The organism is Mycobacterium sp. IS-1556 (genome assembly GCF_001499985.1).
Lineage (GTDB): Bacteria > Actinomycetota > Actinomycetes > Mycobacteriales > Mycobacteriaceae > Mycobacterium.
This window is the reverse complement of sequence record NZ_LQIM01000005.1, coordinates 40031-58329: the sequence shown is the minus strand read 5'-3', so window position 1 is coordinate 58329 and position 18299 is coordinate 40031. Positions and strand designations below refer to the sequence as shown.

At 66.9% G+C, this 18299-nt stretch carries 1 protein-coding gene and 1 pseudogene; both read right to left on the bottom strand.

The features are described from left to right. Positions 1-15: 15 nt before the first annotated feature. Positions 16-15111 carry an amino acid adenylation domain-containing protein gene (locus AU187_RS05925; RefSeq protein ID WP_502687739.1) on the bottom strand — a complete coding sequence of 5032 codons (15096 nt, stop codon included), beginning with the start codon at positions 15109-15111 and terminating at the stop codon, positions 16-18. Beyond that, positions 15085-18297: pseudogene (locus tag AU187_RS26190) on the bottom strand (amino acid adenylation domain-containing protein); the annotation flags it as partial. The gene AU187_RS05925 and the pseudogene AU187_RS26190, both read right to left, overlap by 27 nt. Positions 18298-18299 lie beyond the last annotated feature (2 nt).

Below are 18299 nucleotides of genomic sequence, written 5' to 3'. Positions count from 1 at the left end.
GCGTGAGATCTGCAGTCATGACCGTGCCGCCACGTCGGCGGTCATCGCCATCAGGACCCGTCGCAACCGCTCGATCAGCAGCTCGATGGACGCGGTGTCGAATACGTCGGTGCGGAACTCCACTAGGCCCCCAATTCCTTCCGGTTCACCGGCGTCGCTCCAGCGTTCGGCCAAAGAAATCACCAAATCCATTCGAGCAGTTTGGGTTTGCGCCGGCAACGGTGTGACCTGAACGTCGCCGAGACTCAGTCCGGCCGCGGGCCCGCTGCTGTGCCAGGGCAGGTTGTTCCAGGCCAACATCACCTGCACCAGGGGGTGATGGGACAGGCTACGGGTGGGGTTGAGCCGCTCCACCAACACCTCGAAGGGCACGTCCTGGTGCTCGTATGCCGCCAGGCCGCGCTCGCGAACCTGGGCCAGCAGCTCGGCGATCGTGGGGTCTCCCTCCAGATCCACACGCAAGACCAACGTGTTGACGAAGAAACCCACCAGCTCATCGAGCGCGGGGTCGCCCCGCCCGGCGGTCGTGATTCCCACTGCGACATCGGAACTGCCGCTGATCTTGGACAGCAGAACCGCCAGGGCGGCCTGAATGACCATGAAGCTGGTCGCGTTGTGTTCCCGGGCGAGATCGCGCACCTGCTGCTGGAGCTGCTCCGGCCAGTCCACCTCCACGCTGGCGCCGCGGTAATCGGCCACCGGCGGATAAGGCCGATCAGTGGGCAGCTGCAAGAGCTCGGGCAGCCCGGCCAGGGCGTCCTCCCAGTAGGCGAGCTGCGCGGCAATCGGACTGTCGTCGTCGTGGAGGTCGCCGAGGTGCTCGCGCTGCCACAACGTGTAGTCGACATACTGCACCGGCAATGGCGACCAGTCGGGAGTCCTGCCCGCACACCGATTGGCGTACGCCACCCCGAGATCGCTCACCAGCGGACGGACCGACCAGCCGTCGGCGGCGATATGGTGCACCACCGCCACCAGCACGTGCTGTTCGTCGGCAACACGGAAAAGCTTGGCGCGCAACGGGATCTCGTGCCGCAGGTCGAAACTGTGACGCGCCACCTCGACAACGGCTTCCTCCAGCTGCGATGCCGACCAACCTTCGGCATCGACGATGTCCCAACCGAAGTCCGCGTTCTCCACCGGCACCACGAGTTGATGGGGCAGTCCGTCGACCGACGGGAACAGCGTGCGCAGGCTCTCTTGGCGGGTCACCACATCGGCCAGCGCCGCACCCAATGCCGAGGCGTCCAGCGGTCCGCTCATCCGCAATGCGACCGGCATGTTGTACACCGGAGACGGCCCCTGCAGCTGTTCGAAGAACCACAACCGCTGCTGGGCATATGACAACGGCACTCGCTCCGGGCGTGGCATCGATTGCAGCGCCGGACGGCCGGCACCGCCACCGTGTCGGTGCAGATAGGCGGCCAGACCGCGGACGGTCGCCGCATCGAACAGGCACCGCACTGGAACTTCCCGGCCGAGGGTCAACTGAAGCCGCGCAGTTACCCGGGTAGCAACCAACGAATCCCCGCCGAGCGCGAAAAAGTCATCATCAAGGCCTACTCGGTCCACACCCAACACCTCAGCGAAGGTGTCGGCGACGATCTTTTCGGTCTGGGTCTGCGGGGCGCGGAAGGCCGTGGCCGCGAATACTGGTTCGGGTAGGGCTTTACGGTCGACCTTGCCCGAGCGAGTCAGCGGCAATTCCTCGAGGACCAGAATCTGGCTCGGCACCATGTACTCGGGTAACCGCGCGCTCATCCACTGACGCACCGCGCTGATCTTCGTGTTGGTGTCGGGATCATTCGCATAGATGCTGCGCTGATCGGCTGCGGCCGGGGCTTGATACAGATCGGTCAACGCGGGGCCGCGGGCACCGTTGCTGACAGCGATGAAGACCGCATCGAGGGTGCCGGGTACCGCGCCCCAGGTGACCACAGCGCGGTATCCCGTGTTTTCGCCGAGGCGGTACAACTGTTCGGGAACAACAGCTTGCGAGGGCGCCACGGCCTTCGTGCGCGCCTTGGCGGCGGTAAGCCCGGCGGCCAGAGCTTGTTCGACCTGCACGTCGCTGATCACGCCGGCACGCGGAATGGCGCTGACTCGCACCGCATCCATACGCTTCGCCGTCAACTGGGCTTTCAGCCCCTCTAGCCCGCCGCTTGCGTTCCACTCCCAGGTCGGCACCTCGGCCAGCGACCTGACTTCTGTCGGGTTCTTGTGGACGATCACGTCGTAGCGGTACCGGCTCAGCTCGTTGTCGGCCACGCCGCGTTTGACTTCGATGTCGAGGCCGGCCACCGACGAGCGCCCCCCAGCCCATGTCGTGAAAAACTCCGGCGCGAGCAACAATTCAGGCTCGCCAAGCAGCGCGCGCTCAACCCTCTGGCGGATCTCAGCGGCATCGTCGGTGCTGGTTCGTGCAAATGCAACCGCGGTTTGAAAGGCCCGCTGCAAGCTGTGGTTGCGCACATCCCCAATGAACAGGGCACCGCCGGGGGCCAACAAATCCAGCGCGGCGTCAATGACATCGGCCAGATACCCGGCGTTGGGGAAATACTGGATGACCGAGTTGAAGATGATGGTGTCGAAGAAACCACTCGGCAGGCGGTCGGTCACATGCGCTGGTTGAGTCAGTAACTGAACGCGATCACGCCACGGAATCTGCAACCGCTCCAGCGAGCGCGCAAGGTTGTCGACAGCCGCCGCCGACATATCGGTGCCGACGTAGCGTTCACAGTTCGGAGCGACCTGCGACAGAATCAGTCCCGAGCCCGCGCCGATCTCCAACACCCGCCGCGGCCGAAGCGCCAAGATCCGATCCACGGTGGCGCTCCGCCACTCCTGCATCTCCGCGAGGGGAATCGGATCACCGGTGTAACTGCTGTTCCAGCCGCGGAAATCCATTCCGAAGTCCGGCAACTCGACCTCAGCGCCGTACCACTCGTCATACATGTGTTGCCACTGATCGACGATCTCGACGTCATGATCGACGCTGCTGGCATGCTCCAGGGCGACGTAGGCGATCAGATGATCCGCTCCGGTGTCGCTGTGATGCACGGTGGCCGCCGCCTGGGTGACCTGCGGGCAGCCCAGCAGAGTGTTTTCGATCTCGCCCAACTCGATGCGCTGCCCGCGCAGTTTGATCTGTGCGTCGGCACGCCCGAGATACTGCAACGTGCCAGCCGGGGTCCAGCGCACGAGATCCCCGGTGCGATACATCCGTTCCCCGGCTCCCCCATATGGGTTGGCCAAGAACCGCTCCGCAGTCAATGCCAGCCGACCCACGTAGCCGCGTGCCAGCGCCGTCCCGGTCAGGTACAGCTCCCCGACCACTCCGACCGGGGCTGGGTTCAATCGCGAATCCAAGACCAGCGCACAGACGCCGGGGATCGGCGCGCCGATGTCGACGGGCTGCCCAGCCGACAGCGGTGCGGTGCCGGTCGCCCAGATCGTGTTCTCGGTGGGGCCGTAAGCGTTGAACATCTGCCGGCTAGGCGCCCAAGCGGCCACCAATTCCTCCGGGCAAGCCTCTCCGGCAGTGACCAGCGTGGCGAGCCCATCGAGCCGGCTTCGATCCAGCGATGCCAACACTGACGGCGTCAGGACGGCCGCGCTGACTTGCTGACCGTGCAGGACCGCGGTCAACGCCTCCCCGGCATAGGCCTGCGGCGAGGCCACCACCAACGCCGCTTGCGCGCCGGCCGCCCACAACATCTCGAAGACCGACGCATCGAACGTCGGCGCAGCCACCATCAACACCCGCGACCCGGTGGTCAACCCGTACGCCTCGTGTTCCGCCGCGACGAGCCCCAGCAGACCGGCGTGGCTGACGGCCACCCCTTTGGGAACGCCGGTGGATCCCGACGTGAAGATCACATAGGCGGCGTTCTCCACCGTCAGTGCAGCCAGCCGATCAGCGTCGGTGATCGCCTCGGCGCTGCGCCCCGACAGGTCCAGATCGTCGATCCGCAGCACTGAGCGTGATCCCGCCCCCGCCGGCATGTCGTCGCCACATGTCAACACGCACACCGCATCGACGGCGTCCAGCACAGTGGCGATGCGCTCTACCGGATGAGCGCGATCCACCGGCACATACACGCCGCCGGCCTTGGCGATCGCCCACCACGCCACCACCAATTCCGCGCAGCGGTCCATCGCCACGCCCACCGCGCGTTCGGGGCCGACCCCCGCCTCGATCAGCACCCGCGCCAGCCGCGTCGACCATTCATCGAGATCGCGATACGAGAGCTGCCGCTCACCATCGATCACGGCCGCCGTCTCCGGTCCGGCGGCCACAGCCGCTGCCAGCACCTGCGAGGTCAACCCAACCGGCGCGGCCACCCCGGCACCCGACCACTGCGACACCAGCAGGTCGCGCTCGCTGCGATCCAACAACGCCACGTCGCCGATCACCACCGAGGCATCGGCCACCACCGCTTCGACGATCCGGTCAAACCAACCCACCAACCGCTCGATCGAGGACCGGTCGAACAAATCCGTCGCATAAGTCACCACCCCGGTCGCCATCGGCGCCGCAGGGTCCTCGGTCGCAAGCTCCCTCAGATCGAAATCGAGGTCGAATTTGGCGGTGCGGGTAACCACCTCGACCGGTGCGACGTCGACTCCATCGAGCGCCACATCGGGCCGCACATTGTTCTGAAAGGCCAACGCTACCTGGAATAGTGGGTGATGCGACGTGGAGCGAACCGGGTTGAGTTGCTCGACCAGCCGCTCGAACGGCACATCCTGATTACTGTAGGCATCCAATGCCTTTTGCCGTACCTGCCCGAGCACGTCGCTGAACCGCTGCCCGGATTCCACGCCCACCCGCAGCACCCAGCTGTTGACGAAGAATCCGACCAATTCGTTCAACGCCTGATCTGACCGTCCGGCGATCGGGGCGCCCAGCGCGATGTCTTCGCCCATCCCGGCCCGGTGCAACACGACGGCCAGGACGGCCTGCATGACCATCGAGGCCGTGGCGTTGTGGGCCGCTGCCACCGCCTTGATCCCCGCCCACAGCTGCGGGTCGATGCGCAGTTCCACTCCGTCACCACGGTAACTAGGCACCGGCGGCCGGGGCCGATCCGTAACCAGCGAAACCACCTCGGGCAGATCGGCCAACTCCTTCTGCCAGTACGCCAACTGCCCAGCGATCACGCTGTGGGGATCGGTCTCGACTCCGAGCCACTCCTGTTGCCACAGTGTGTAATCCACGTATTGCACCGGTAGCGGCGCCCAACTCGGGGCCATGCCTTGGCGCCGCGCCCGGTACGCCTCCCCGACATCGCGGACCATCGGCGCCATCGACCAGCCGTCGAAAGCGATGTGGTGCAACACAATTCCCACCACATATTGCTCCTGCCCGACCGCATAGATCTGCGCACGAATCGGAATCTCGCCGGCCAGGTCGAACCGGTATCCGGCAAGTGTCGCCAACTCCGTGACCACGTCCTGCTCGGACACCGACTCCACCGCCGCGCCTCCGCGCCGCCACATTCCGGCTTCCGCGGGCAGCACCTGCTGCGACGGCACCCCGCTGACGTCCGGAAAGACCGTGCGCAGCGATTCATGGCGGGCAAGCACGTCATCGAGGGCCGCCTCGAGCGCCTCGACGTCGAGCGGACCGTTGATCCGGAAGGCGATCGGCATGTTGTAGGTCGCCACCCCGCCCTCGAACCGGTTGAGGAACCACAACCGGCTCTGGGCATACGACAACGGCACCACGGCCGGCCGGTTCATCGGAACCAACGGCTGGCGGCGACCCGAACCCTCGCCGATATGCGGGGCCAACTTGGACACCGTCGGAGCGTCGAACAAGGTGCGCACTCCGAGGTCGACGTCAAGGCCCGTGTTGATCGCGGCGACCAGTCGCATCGCCGACACCGAATCCCCACCCAGATCGAAGAAGGAGTCATCGACGCCGACCCGCTCCAAGCCGAGCACTTGTGCGTAGATGCCGGCCAGGATCTCCTCGACCGCGGTGTTGGGGGCGCGGTAGCCGTCTACCTCGCAGTAGTCGGGCGCCGGCAGCGCGCGCTTGTCGAGTTTTCCGTTGACGGTGACCGGCAGCACGTCGATGACCACCACCGCGGCCGGCACCATGTAGCCCGGCAGCCGCTCGGCCAGCGCCGCGCGCGCCTCGGCCGGATCGGCGGTGCCGGTGATGTAACCGACCAGGCGCTTGTCGCCGGGGCGGTCCTCGCGGGCGATGACGACGGCCTGCTCCACTCCGTCCAAAGCGCTTAGCGCGGCTTGGATTTCGCCGAGCTCGATGCGGTAGCCCCGGATCTTGACTTGCTCGTCGGCGCGGCCGAAGTACTGCAGCTGGCCGTCAGGACCCCAGCACACCAGGTCGCCGGTGCGGTACATGCGCGCGCCCGGCGTCTCGAACGGGCACGCCACAAACCGCGACGCGGTCAGCCCGGCCCGGCGCCAATAGCCAACCCCGACGCCACGGCCAGCCAGGTACAGCTCGCCGATCACGCCGGCCGGAACCGGACGCATCCACTTGTCCATCACGAAGAAGGCAGCACCGGTCACCGGCGAGCCGATGGGCGGCGCCCCCGACCCCGGCGCCAGCGGCGCACTCTTGGACGCCCACATCGTGGTTTCGGTCGGGCCGTAAACGTTGACCATCACCCGGCCGGGCGCCCACCGGTCCACCAGCTCAGCCGGACACGGCTCGGCGCCGATCACCAACGCCGCCGAATTCAGACCTTCCGGTGAGAGGAGGCCCACCGCAGACGGGGTCTGGGTGAGCACGCTGACCTTTTCGGTGACCAACAGAGCGTGGAAGTCCTCGGGGGATCGCGCCACCGAATCGGGGACCACGACCAGCCGGCCGCCGTGCAGCAGCGCACCCCAGATCTCCCACACCGAGAAGTCGAAGGCATAGGAATGGAACTGCGTCCACACCTGCCCCGGCGCCAATTCGAAACCGACGTCGAGCGCATCGAACAGCTGGGTGACGTTGTGTTGAGTGACCGCCACCCCCTTCGGTGTGCCGGTGGTACCCGAGGTGTAGATGATGTGAGCGACGTCGTCGGTGGCCGGCGCCGGCAACGGCGTGCACGGGTACTCCTCGATGCACGGATCGTCCACGTCGATCACCACCACGTCGAATCCGTCGAGCCGCTCGGCGAATTCAGCGGTGGTGACGGCGGCCCTCGGCGCGGCGTCGGAGACCATGAACTCGATTCGGGCCGCCGGCACCGCCGGATCGATCGGCAGATAGGCCGCCCCGGTCTTGAGCACACCCAGGATCGCCACGATTGCCTCGGCCGAGCGGGGGAACATGAGCGCCACCGACTCGCCGGATCCCACGCCCTGCTCGGCCAGCAGATGCGCCAGCCGGTTCGACGACTCGTCGAGAGCGCGATAGGTCCACGAGCCGTCTCCGCACACCAGCGCCACCACCTCGGGCGCGCGCGCCACTTGTGCGGCGAACAACTCCGCAATCGACACCGGCGTCGCAGGCTGCGCCAACACCGCACGGTTGCCCCACCGGTCCAGCTGCGCCCGCTCGTCGGCGTCCAGCACGTCGACCGAAGACAACGGGCGTGCGGGGTCGGCGGTCATCGCCGCTAACACCCGGCGCAGCCGGCCGACCAGTGTCTCGATGCTGGCGGTGTCGAACACATCGGTGCGGAACTCCACCGTGCCGCTGATCCCGGCGGGCTCGCCGGCCTCGGTCCAGCATTCGGCCAGCGAGAACGCCAAATCCACTCGGGCCGTGCGGGTGTCGACCGGAACCGGAGCGACCTGTACGTCACCCAAGGCGAGATCGGCCACGGGATCACCGGCGAAGTTCTGCCACGCCAACATCACCTGCACCAGCGGGTGATGGTTGAGGCTGCGGGTGGGGTTGAGCCGCTCGACGAGCACCTCGAAGGGCACGTCCTGGTGCTCGTAGGCGCCCAGGGCGCGCTGTTGCACCTGTGCCAAGAGCTCGGAGACGGTGGGGTCCCCGGCCAAGTCGACCCGCAACACCAGGGTGTTGACGAAGAAACCCACCAGCGGGTCGAGTGCCGGGTCGCGCCGTCCGGCGATCGGGAAGCCCACGGCCACATCGGAACTCGCGCTGATCTCGGCCAGCAGCACCGCCAGGGCGGCCTGCACCACCATGAAGCTGGTCGCGTTGTGCTCGCGGGCCACGCGAGCCACCTGCTGCTGCACGTCGGCCGGCCAGTCCACGGCCACGGTGGCTCCGCGGAAATCGGCCACCGGCGGATAAGGCCGGTCGGTGGGTAGCTCCAGCCGCTCGGGCAGCCCCGCCAGCGCCTGTTCCCAATACGCGAGCTGCACGGCGATGGGGCTCTCGGCATCCTCGAGATCACCCAGATGCTGGCGCTGCCACAGCGTGTAATCGACGTACTGCACCGCCAACGGCGCCCAATCCGGGCGTTGCCCGGCACACCGGCTGGCGTACGCGACCCCCAGATCAGCCACCAGCGGGCTGATCGACGAGCCGTCGGCGGCGACGTGATGCACCACCGCCGCCAGCACATGCTCTTCGGCGGCGACGCGGAAAAGCGTTGCCCGTAGCGGAATTTCGGTGGTCAGGTCGAACGCGTAGAACGCCACCTCATCGATGGCCTGATTCAGCCTGTCCGCCGACCAGTCTCGCGCATCAACGACGTCCCAACCGAAGTCCGCCCGTTCGGGAGGCACCAACAACTGCTGAGGCACACCGTCGACCACCGCGAACACCGTGCGCAGCGTCTCCTGGCGTTCCACCACATCGGCCAGCGCAGCGCCCAGCGCGTCGGCGTCAAGCTGTCCGGCCAGCCGCAACGCCACAGGCATGTTGTAAACCGTTGAGGGCCCCTGCAACTGCTCGAGGAACCACAAGCGCTGCTGAGCGAACGACAATGGCACGGTGGCCGGCCGCTCGACGGCGAACAGGGGCGGAAGCCCGGCTGAACCTTCCTCGATACGCGGCGCCAGATGAGCCACGGTGGGCGCGTCGAACAGAGTGCGCACGGCAACGTCGACGTCCAGCGCGGTGTTGATCGCGGCGATGACCCGCATCGCTGACAGTGAGTCCCCGCCGAGGTCGAAGAACGAATCGTCGACACCGACGCGCTCGAGCCCGAGCACCTGGGCGTAGATGCCGGTCAGTATTTCCTCGACTGCAGTGGCCGGGGCACGGAAGCCATCGACATCGCTGTAGTCGGGTGCCGGCAGCGCGCGCTTGTCGAGTTTGCCGTTGACGGTCAGCGGCAGCGTCTCGATCACCATCACCGTCGCCGGCACCATGTAGGCCGGGAGCCGCTCGGAGAGCTCGGTGCGGAGAAGCGCGGGGTCGGCGGTGCCCGTCACGTAGCCGACCAAGCGCTTGTCGCCCGGACGGTCTTCGCGGGCAATGACGACGGCCTGTTCTACCCCGCTCAGCCCGGCCAAGACGGCCTGGATTTCACCGAGCTCGATGCGGTAGCCGCGGATCTTGACCTGTTCGTCGGCGCGGCCCAGATAGCGCAGCTGTCCGTCGGCGCCCCATCGCACCAGGTCCCCGGTGCGATACATCCTTTGCCCTGGGGCGCCCGCGCCTCCGAACGGGCACGCCACGAACCGCGACGCGGTCAACCCGGCCCGGCGCACGTACCCGACACCCACGCCGCGACCGGCCACATACAACTCGCCGACCACCCCGGCCGGCACTGGCCGCAATCTGGCGTCGAGCACGAACAACGCCGCGCCGGGCACCGGGAGACCGATCGGCACGTCGCCCGACCCCGCGACCATCGGAGCGCTGATCGTGGCATACACCGTGGTCTCGGTGGGGCCGTAGCCGTTGATCATCACCCGGCCGGGCGCCCAACGATCCACCACCTCAGCCGGGCACGGTTCGGCGGCGATCATCAATGCCGCCGAATCCAGTCCCTGCGGGGACAACATTCCGACCGCCGAGGGCGTTTGACTCAGCACGGTCACCTGTTCGGCGACCAGCACTGCATGCAGATCCTGCGGCGAGCGGGTCACCTCCTCTGGTATCACGACCAGCCGCCCGCCGTGCAGCAGCGCACCCCAGATCTCCCACACCGAGTAGTCGAAAGCATAGGAGTGACACTGGGTCCAGACCTGCTTTGGGCCCATGTCGACACCGACATTGAGCCCGTCGAACAGCCGGGTCACGTTGTGGTGGGTGACCGCCACCCCCTTCGGCGTGCCGGTGGTACCCGAGGTGTAGATGACGTGAGCGACGTCCTCGGCAGCCGGCGCAGGCAGACCCGTCGACGGATAGCTGTCGATGCGGGGATCCTCGACATCGACCACCGTCAGACCAAAACCCTCCAGGCGCTGGGCCAAGCCCGTGGAGGTGACCGCGGCCACCGGCGCCGCATCGCCGAGCATGAAACGCATCCGCGCGTCCGGCACAGCCGGATCGATCGGCTGATACGCCGCCCCGGTTTTCAGCACACCCAGAATCGCCACGATCGCCGCCGCCGAGCGGTGAAACAGCACCGCCACACACTCACCCGGGCCGGCCCCCTCACCAACGAGCAAATGCGCCAACCGATTCGACGCCTCGTCAAGATCGCGATACGTCAGTGACACCTGGCCACAGCGCAGCGCCACCGCCTCCGGGGCGCGGGCCACCTGCTCAGCGAACAACACCGGAATCGACACTTCGGTCGCCGGCCGGGCCAACACCGCCCGGTGACCGATCTCGTCCAACAACGCGTGCTCTGCGGCATCGAGCACATCCACCGACGACAACGACCGGTTCGGGTCGGCGGTGATCGCCGCCAGCACCCGCTCCAATCGGTCGACGAGCTCCTCAATGCTGTCGGTGTCGAACACGTCGGTGCGGAACTCCACCATCCCCGAGATCCCGGCGGGCTCACCAGCCTCGGTCCAACGTTCGGCCAACGAAAACACCAAATCCATACGAGCGGTATGCGTGTCCACCGGCAGCGGGAACGCCTGCACATCACCCAAACTGAGATCGGCCGCGGAACCGCTTGTGTTCCAGGGAAGGTTCTGCCAGGTCAACATCACTTGCACCAACGGGTGATGGGTCAAGCTGCGGGCGGGATTGAGCCGATCCACCAGCACCTCGAACGGCACATCCCGGTGCTCGTAGGCGGACAGGCCACGCTGACGGACCTGCGCCAGTAATTCGGAGACGGTCGGGTCTCCGGCCAGATCGACCCGCAGCACCAGTGTGTTGACGAAGAACCCCACCAGCTCATCGAGCGCCCGATCACCACGACCGGCGACCGCGATTCCCACGGCCACATCAGAACTCGCGCTGATCTCAGCCAGCAGCACCGCCAAGGCGGCCTGCACAACCATGAAGCTGGTCGCGTTGTGCTCGCGAGCCACCCGGGCGACCTGCTGCTGCAACGCGGCCGGCCAGTCCACCGACACACTGGCCCCGCGGTAATCGGCCACCGGCGGGTAGGGCCGGTCAGTGGGTAACTCCAGCCGCTCAGGCAGCCCCGCCAACGCCTGTTCCCAATACTCGACCTGCGCTGCGATGGGGCTCTCGGCATCCTCGAGATCACCCAGTTGCTCACGCTGCCACAGCGTGTAATCGACGTACTGCACCGCCAACGGCGCCCAATCCGGGCGTTGCCCAGCACACCGGCTGGCATACGCGACCCCCAGATCAGCCACCAGCGGAGCGATCGACCAGCCGTCCGCAGCGATATGGTGCACCACCGCCACCAACACATGCTCATCCTCAGCAACGCGGAAAAGCCTTGCCCGCAACGGAATCTCAATGGTGAGATCGAAGCTGTGGCGGGCTACCGCGCCGACCGCCTCGCGCAGCCGGGCCTTCGACCAGTCACCCGCATCGACGACCTGCCAGCCGAAATCGGCCTGCTCGGGGGACAACACCACTTGCGCAGGTATGCCCTCGTCCGCCGCGAACACGGTGCGCAGGCTTTCGTGCCGGCCCACCACATCGGCCAGCGCCGCCCCCAGCGCGTCGACGTCGAGTTGTCCGGCCAGCTGCAACGCCACCGCCATGTTGTAAATCGGCGACGGCCCCTGCAACTGGTCCAGGAACCACAATCGGCTCTGGGCGAACGACAACGGCACCCGCTGCGGGCGCGGCATCGCCTGCAACGGCGCGCGAACGGTGCCGCTGGGCTGCCGGTGTAGACGGTCGGCCAGGTCTTCGACGGTGGGCGCATCGAAGAGGGTGCGCACCGGCACTTCCCTGCCCAACGCCGATGACAGGCGAGCGCTGACCCGAATGGCGACCAGCGAATCACCACCCAAGGCGAAGAAGTCGTCGTCCAGCCCCACTTGGTCCACGCCCAAGACCTCGGCGAAGGTGGCAGCGACGATCTCCTCGGTCTCGGTCTGCGGAGCCCGGAAAGGTGATGCGGCAATGAGCGGTTCGGGCAGCGCCTTACGGTCGATCTTGCCCGACGAGGTCATGGGAAATTCGTCGAGCACCACCAACTGGCTCGGCACCATGTAATCGGGCAAGCGCGCGCTCACCCATTGGCGCACCGCGCTGATCTTGGTGTTGGTGTGGGGGTCGTTGGCATAGGTGCTGGGGTGGCCGACTCGCGGAGGGGGCAGGTACACACCCGTCAACACGGCGGTTTGTCCGGCCGCAGGGGGGATGGCGAAGACGGCGTCGAGGGTGCCGGGTTGCGCACCCCAGGTGACCACGACGTGGTATCCGGTGGTCTCCCCGAGACGGTAGAGCTGCTCGGGGACAACAGCCTCGGCGGTGCTGCTTTGGGCCACGGCATCGGCTACGGACAAGCCGTCGGCCAAGGCTCGTTCGATCAGAACGTCGCTGATCAGGCCGGCGCGCGGAATCGCGTTGATCCGCACCGTGTCTGGGCGCTGCGACATCAGTGCGGCGTGCAGCCCGCTCAGGCCTTCGTAAGCGGTCCACTCCCAGGTGGGTGCGTCGGCCACCGACCGCACTGAGGTGGGAGTCTTGTGTACGACGACGTCGTAGCGGTAGCGAGTCAACTCGTTGTCGGCTGATCCGGCTTTGACTTGAATGTCGAGCCCCGCCACCGAGGCGTGTTCGGCGGCCCAGCTGACGAAAAACTCTGGAGACAACAGCAATTCAGGCTCGCCCAGCATCGCTCGGGCAACCCGTTGGCGGAGCTCGGCGGTATCGGCGTTCGCGGCGTTGGGAGTGTGGGCCAGCACGACGCCGGTTTGGAACGCGCTCTGCAAGCTGTAATTGCGGACGTCACCGATGAACAACACCCCGCCCGGGGCCAGCAGATCTACCGCGGTGTCGATGACCTGGGCCAGGTATCCGGCGCTGGGGAAGTACTGGATGACCGAGTTGATGACGATCGTGTCGAAATAACCCTGCGGCAGTGCCCCGGTGAGGTGAGCGGGCTGGGTCAGCAGCGTGACCCGATCACCCCATGGCTGCCCCGCCACCGCCGCTTGCAGCTTGCGGATCGTCGGCGCGGAAAAGTCTGTGCCCCAATACTCCTCACACGCCAGGGCGATCTGGGACAACACCAGACCCGAACCGGTGCCGATCTCCAGCACCCGCCGCGGCGCCAACGCCATGACCCGGTCTACGGTGCCCGATTGCCACTGCTCCATCTCCGCGAGCGGTATCGGTTCGTCGGTGTAGCTGCTGTTCCAGCCGCGGAAATCGCTGCCGAACTCCGACACCTCGATCTGCGCGTCGTACAGCTCGTCGTAGATGTGCTGCCACTGGTCGACCGTCTCGGTCTCGTCATCGGCGGCAGTAGCCTGGTCGAGGCTCACGTAGGCCACCAAGTGCGAGCCGTTGTCGCCGTGGTGCAAGCTCACCGCCGCCCGAGTCACCTGGGGGCAGGCCAGCAAAGTGTTCTCGATCTCGCCGAGCTCCAACCGCTGCCCGCGCAACTTGACCTGGGTGTCGGCGCGGCCAAGGTAATCCAGCGCGCCAGTCTCCGTCCAGCGCACCAGATCCCCGGTGCGATACATCCGCTCCCCTGCCGGTCCGTAGGCGTTGGCGACGAACCGTTCCGCGGTCAACCCCGCCCGGCCCACATAGCCGCGTGCGACTGCCGGCCCGCCGAGATACAACTCGCCGACCACCCCGACGGGTGCCGGGTTGAGCCGTGCATCGAGCACCAGCGCGCACACTCCGGGGATCGGCGCGCCGATGCGCACCGGTTGTCCCGCCGACAGCGCAGCGTAGGTGGCCCAGATGGTCGCCTCCGTCGGGCCGTAAGCGTTGAACATGCGGCGCCCGGGCGCCCAGGCGGCGACCGTTTCGGACGGGCAGGCCTCCCCGCCGGTGACCAACGTGTCCAGTCCACCGATACGGGCCGGATCGAGCGTCGCCAGGACGGTCGGAGTCAGCAATGCCGCATCGACCCGCTGAGCCGACAGCACCGCGGTCAACGCTTCTCCGGCATAGGCGTCGCGACCGGCCACCACCAACGTCGCCCGCGACCCCACCGCCCACAACCACTCGAACATCGAGGCGTCGAAAGTCGGTGCGGCGACCATCAGCACCCGCTCGCCGACGCCCACTTTGAACAGCTCGCGATGGGCTGCTGCCACGATCGGCAGACCGGCGTGACGCACCGCCACCCCCTTCGGCACCCCGGTCGAGCCCGACGTGAAGATCACGTAAGCGGCGTTGTCGATGTGCAGCCCAGCCAGTCGATCGGCGTCGGTGATCGGCTCCGCGCTGTGTCGCGAGAGGTCCAGAGCGTCCACCCGCAGCACTGGGCGCGGTCCGGCCCCGGCCAAAGTGTCCGTCCCACAAGTCAACACGCACAGCGCGTCCACAGCGTCCAGCACCGTCGCGATGCGCTCCACCGGATGGGCGGTATCCACAGGCACATACACGCCGCCGGCCTTGAGCACCGCCCACCACGCCACGACCATTTCCGCACACCGGTCCATCGCCACGCCCACGGCGCGCTCCGGGCCCACCCCCGCCTCGATCAACTCCCGCGCCAACCGGGTCGACCATCCATCCAGCTCGCGATACGACAGCTCCCGCGCACCGTCGATGACGGCCAACGTGTCCGGGGCGGCGGCCACCGCCGTGGTCAACAGCTGCGTCGTCATCTCCGCCGGTGCGTCCACCTGGCCGCCCGACCACTCCGTCAGCACCCGGTCACGTTCACCGCGATCAAGCAACGCCACGTCGCCGATCACGACCGAGGAGTCGACGACCACCGCCTCGATCACCCGGCCGAACCAGCCGACCATCCGCTCGATCGTGGCCCGGTCGTACAGGTCGGTGGCATAGGTGACAACCCCGGCGGCCATCGGCGCACGTGGATCATCGCCGGCCACCTCACTGATTTGGATGTCGAGGTCGAACTTGGCGGTGCGGGTATCGAGGCCGGCCGGCTCAACGCTGACCCCGTCGAGCGCCATCTCGGGCAGCACGTTGTTCTGGAAGGCCATAGCGACTTGGAACAGCGGATGATGCGAGGCGGAGCGCACCGGGTTGAGTTGCTCGACCAGCAACTCGAACGGCACATCCTGGTTGCTGTAGGCATCGAGTGCTTTGTGGCGCACCCGCGCCAGGACCTCATCGAAGTGATCTTGAGGGGCCATCCCGACCCGCAACACCCACGTGTTGACGAAGAAGCCGACCAGATCATGAAGCGCGGCGTCGGACCGTCCGGCGATCGGGGTACCCAACACCAGGTCGTCGCCGGCCCCGACTCGGTGCAACACCACCGCCATGACCGCCTGCAACACCATCGAGGGTGTCGCATTGTGTGCTGCCGCAACCGCCTTGACGCCCGCCCACAGCTGCGGTTGGATGGCCAACTCCACGCCGTCACCGCGGTAACTGGGCACCGGCGGGCGAGGCCGATCCGCCGGCAGCGTTACCACCTCGGGCAGATCGGCGAGTTCCTGGCGCCAGTAGGCCAACTGCGCGACGATCACACTGTCCGGATCGGCCTCGTCACCGAGCCAATCCTGTTGCCAGAGCGTGTAATCGGCATATTGAACGGCAAGCGGCGGCCAGCCGGCGGCCCGGCCCTGCCTGCGCGCCCGATACGCCTCGGCCACATCCCGCACCATCGGAGCCAGCGACCAACCGTCAAAAGCAATGTGGTGCACCACAATTCCGAGGACATACTGCTCGCGGCCCGTCGCATAGAGCTGCGCACGAATCGGGATCTCCGCGGCCAGATCGAAGCGGTATCCCGCCAACGCCGCCAACTCGACGGCCACCTGCGACTCCGGCAGCGACACCACCGCCGGTCCCCCGCGCCGCCACGACCCCGCTTCGGCAGGCAGCACCCGCTGGAACGGCTCACCGTCGACATCGGGGAAGACGGTGCGCAGCGCTTCATGCCGCGAAATCACGTCATCAAGCGCGGCGTCCAGCGCCTCCACGTCAAGCGCTCCACTGATCCGCAACGCCGTGGGCATGTTGTAGGTCGCTGCCCCACCCTCGAAGCGGTTGAGAAACCACAACCGGCTCTGCGCATAGGACAACGGCACCACTGACGGTCGCTCGACCGGCACCAGCGGCTCACGCCGGTCGCCTTCCTCGGTTACCCGAAGAGCCAGCTGTGCCACTGTCGGCGCGTCGAACACTGCGCGCACCCCGAGGTGCGCACCCAGGCCGGTGTTGATCCTGGCAACCAGGCGCATTGCCAGAATGCTGTCCCCACCCAGGTCGAAGAATGACTGGTCGACCCCGACGCGCTCCAGCCCCAGTACCTCGCCGTAGATGCCGACCAGGATTTCCTCGGTCGGGGTCGCCGGGGCTCGGTACTCACCGGCGGTCCACTCCGGTGCCGGCAGCGCACGCCTGTCGAGTTTGCCGTTGACCGTCAACGGCAGCACGTCGAGAACAACGATGGCCGCGGGCACCATGTAAGCCGGCAGCCGCTCGCCCAACACGGCGCGGATCTGGCCAGGATCGACTGTGCCATCCGATGTTTCAGTGACATATCCGACTAGACGTTTGTCACCGGGACGATCCTCGCGCACGACGACCACCGCTTGCGCCACCCCGCCTAGCCCCGCCAAAACTGCCTGAATTTCGCCGAGTTCGATGCGGTAGCCGCGGATCTTGACCTGCTCATCGGCGCGGCCCAGGTATTGCAGTTGCCCGTCAGTGCCCCAACGCACCAGATCGCCGGTGCGATACATCCGTTGTCCTGGCGTTCCCTCTCCTACGAACGGGCACGCGACAAACCGCGACCCCGTCAAACCTGGACGGCGCACATACCCAACCCCCACGCCACGGCCGGCCACGTACAACTCACCAACCACCCCGACCGGCACCGGACGCAACCACGCATCGAGCACAAACAACGCCGCTCCGGGCACAGGGGCGCCGATCGGCACCGCTCCTGGTCCCGCAGTCAACGGCACACTGATCGCCGAATACACCGTGGCCTCGGTAGGGCCGTAGGCGTTGATCATCACCCTGCCTGGCGCCCAGCGATCCACCAACTCTGCTGGGCAGGCCTCCCCCGCCACCACCAGGGCCGCCGATTCCAACCCCTCCGGCGATAACATTCCCACCGCAGATGGGGTCTGACACAGCACACTGACCTTCTCGGTCACCAACAACGCGTGGAAGTCGTCCGGCGAACTCGCCACCGACTCGGGCACCACAACCAGCCTCCCGCCGCCCAGCAGGGCGCCCCAGATCTCCCAGCCCGACACGTCGAAGGCGTACGAATGCCACTGCGACCACACCTGATCCGGTGCCACCAGCGCCCGATCCGCTGAGTGAAGCAACTGGGTGACGTTGTGGTGGGTGACCGCCACCCCCTTCGGGACACCGGTCGTGCCCGAGGTGTAGATCAGATACGCCACATCATCGGCCGAGGGCGCCGCCAACATGGCCGCCCCGCACCTGGCAAGGCGGGGATCGTCGACACGGACAACCGGCACCGTAAAACCATCCAGCCGCCCCGCCAAGCCCGCGGTCGTCACCGCCGCCACCGGCGCGGCATCGCCGAGCATGAACGCGATCCGCGCATCAGGGTGGCCCGGATCGATCGGCAGATAAGCGGCCCCGGTTTTCAATACCCCCAAGATCGCGATGATCGCCTCCGCACACCGCGAAAACAGCAGTGCCACACATTCACCCGGAGCCGCACCCAACCCGGCCAGCACATGCGCCAATCGATCCGCAGCCTCATCCAGTTCCTGATATGTCCAGGACCGCTCCCCACACACCAGCGCCACCACCTCAGGCGTGTGGGCCACCTGCGCAGAAAACAGCTCCGGAATAGAAACCCTGGCCACCGATTCGGCCAGCACCGCGCGATTCCCCCACCCATCCACCAAGACCTTTTCGGCGGTATCCAGCAGGTTGATCGACGAGAGCCGTCGCGTCGGTTCGGCGGTCATCG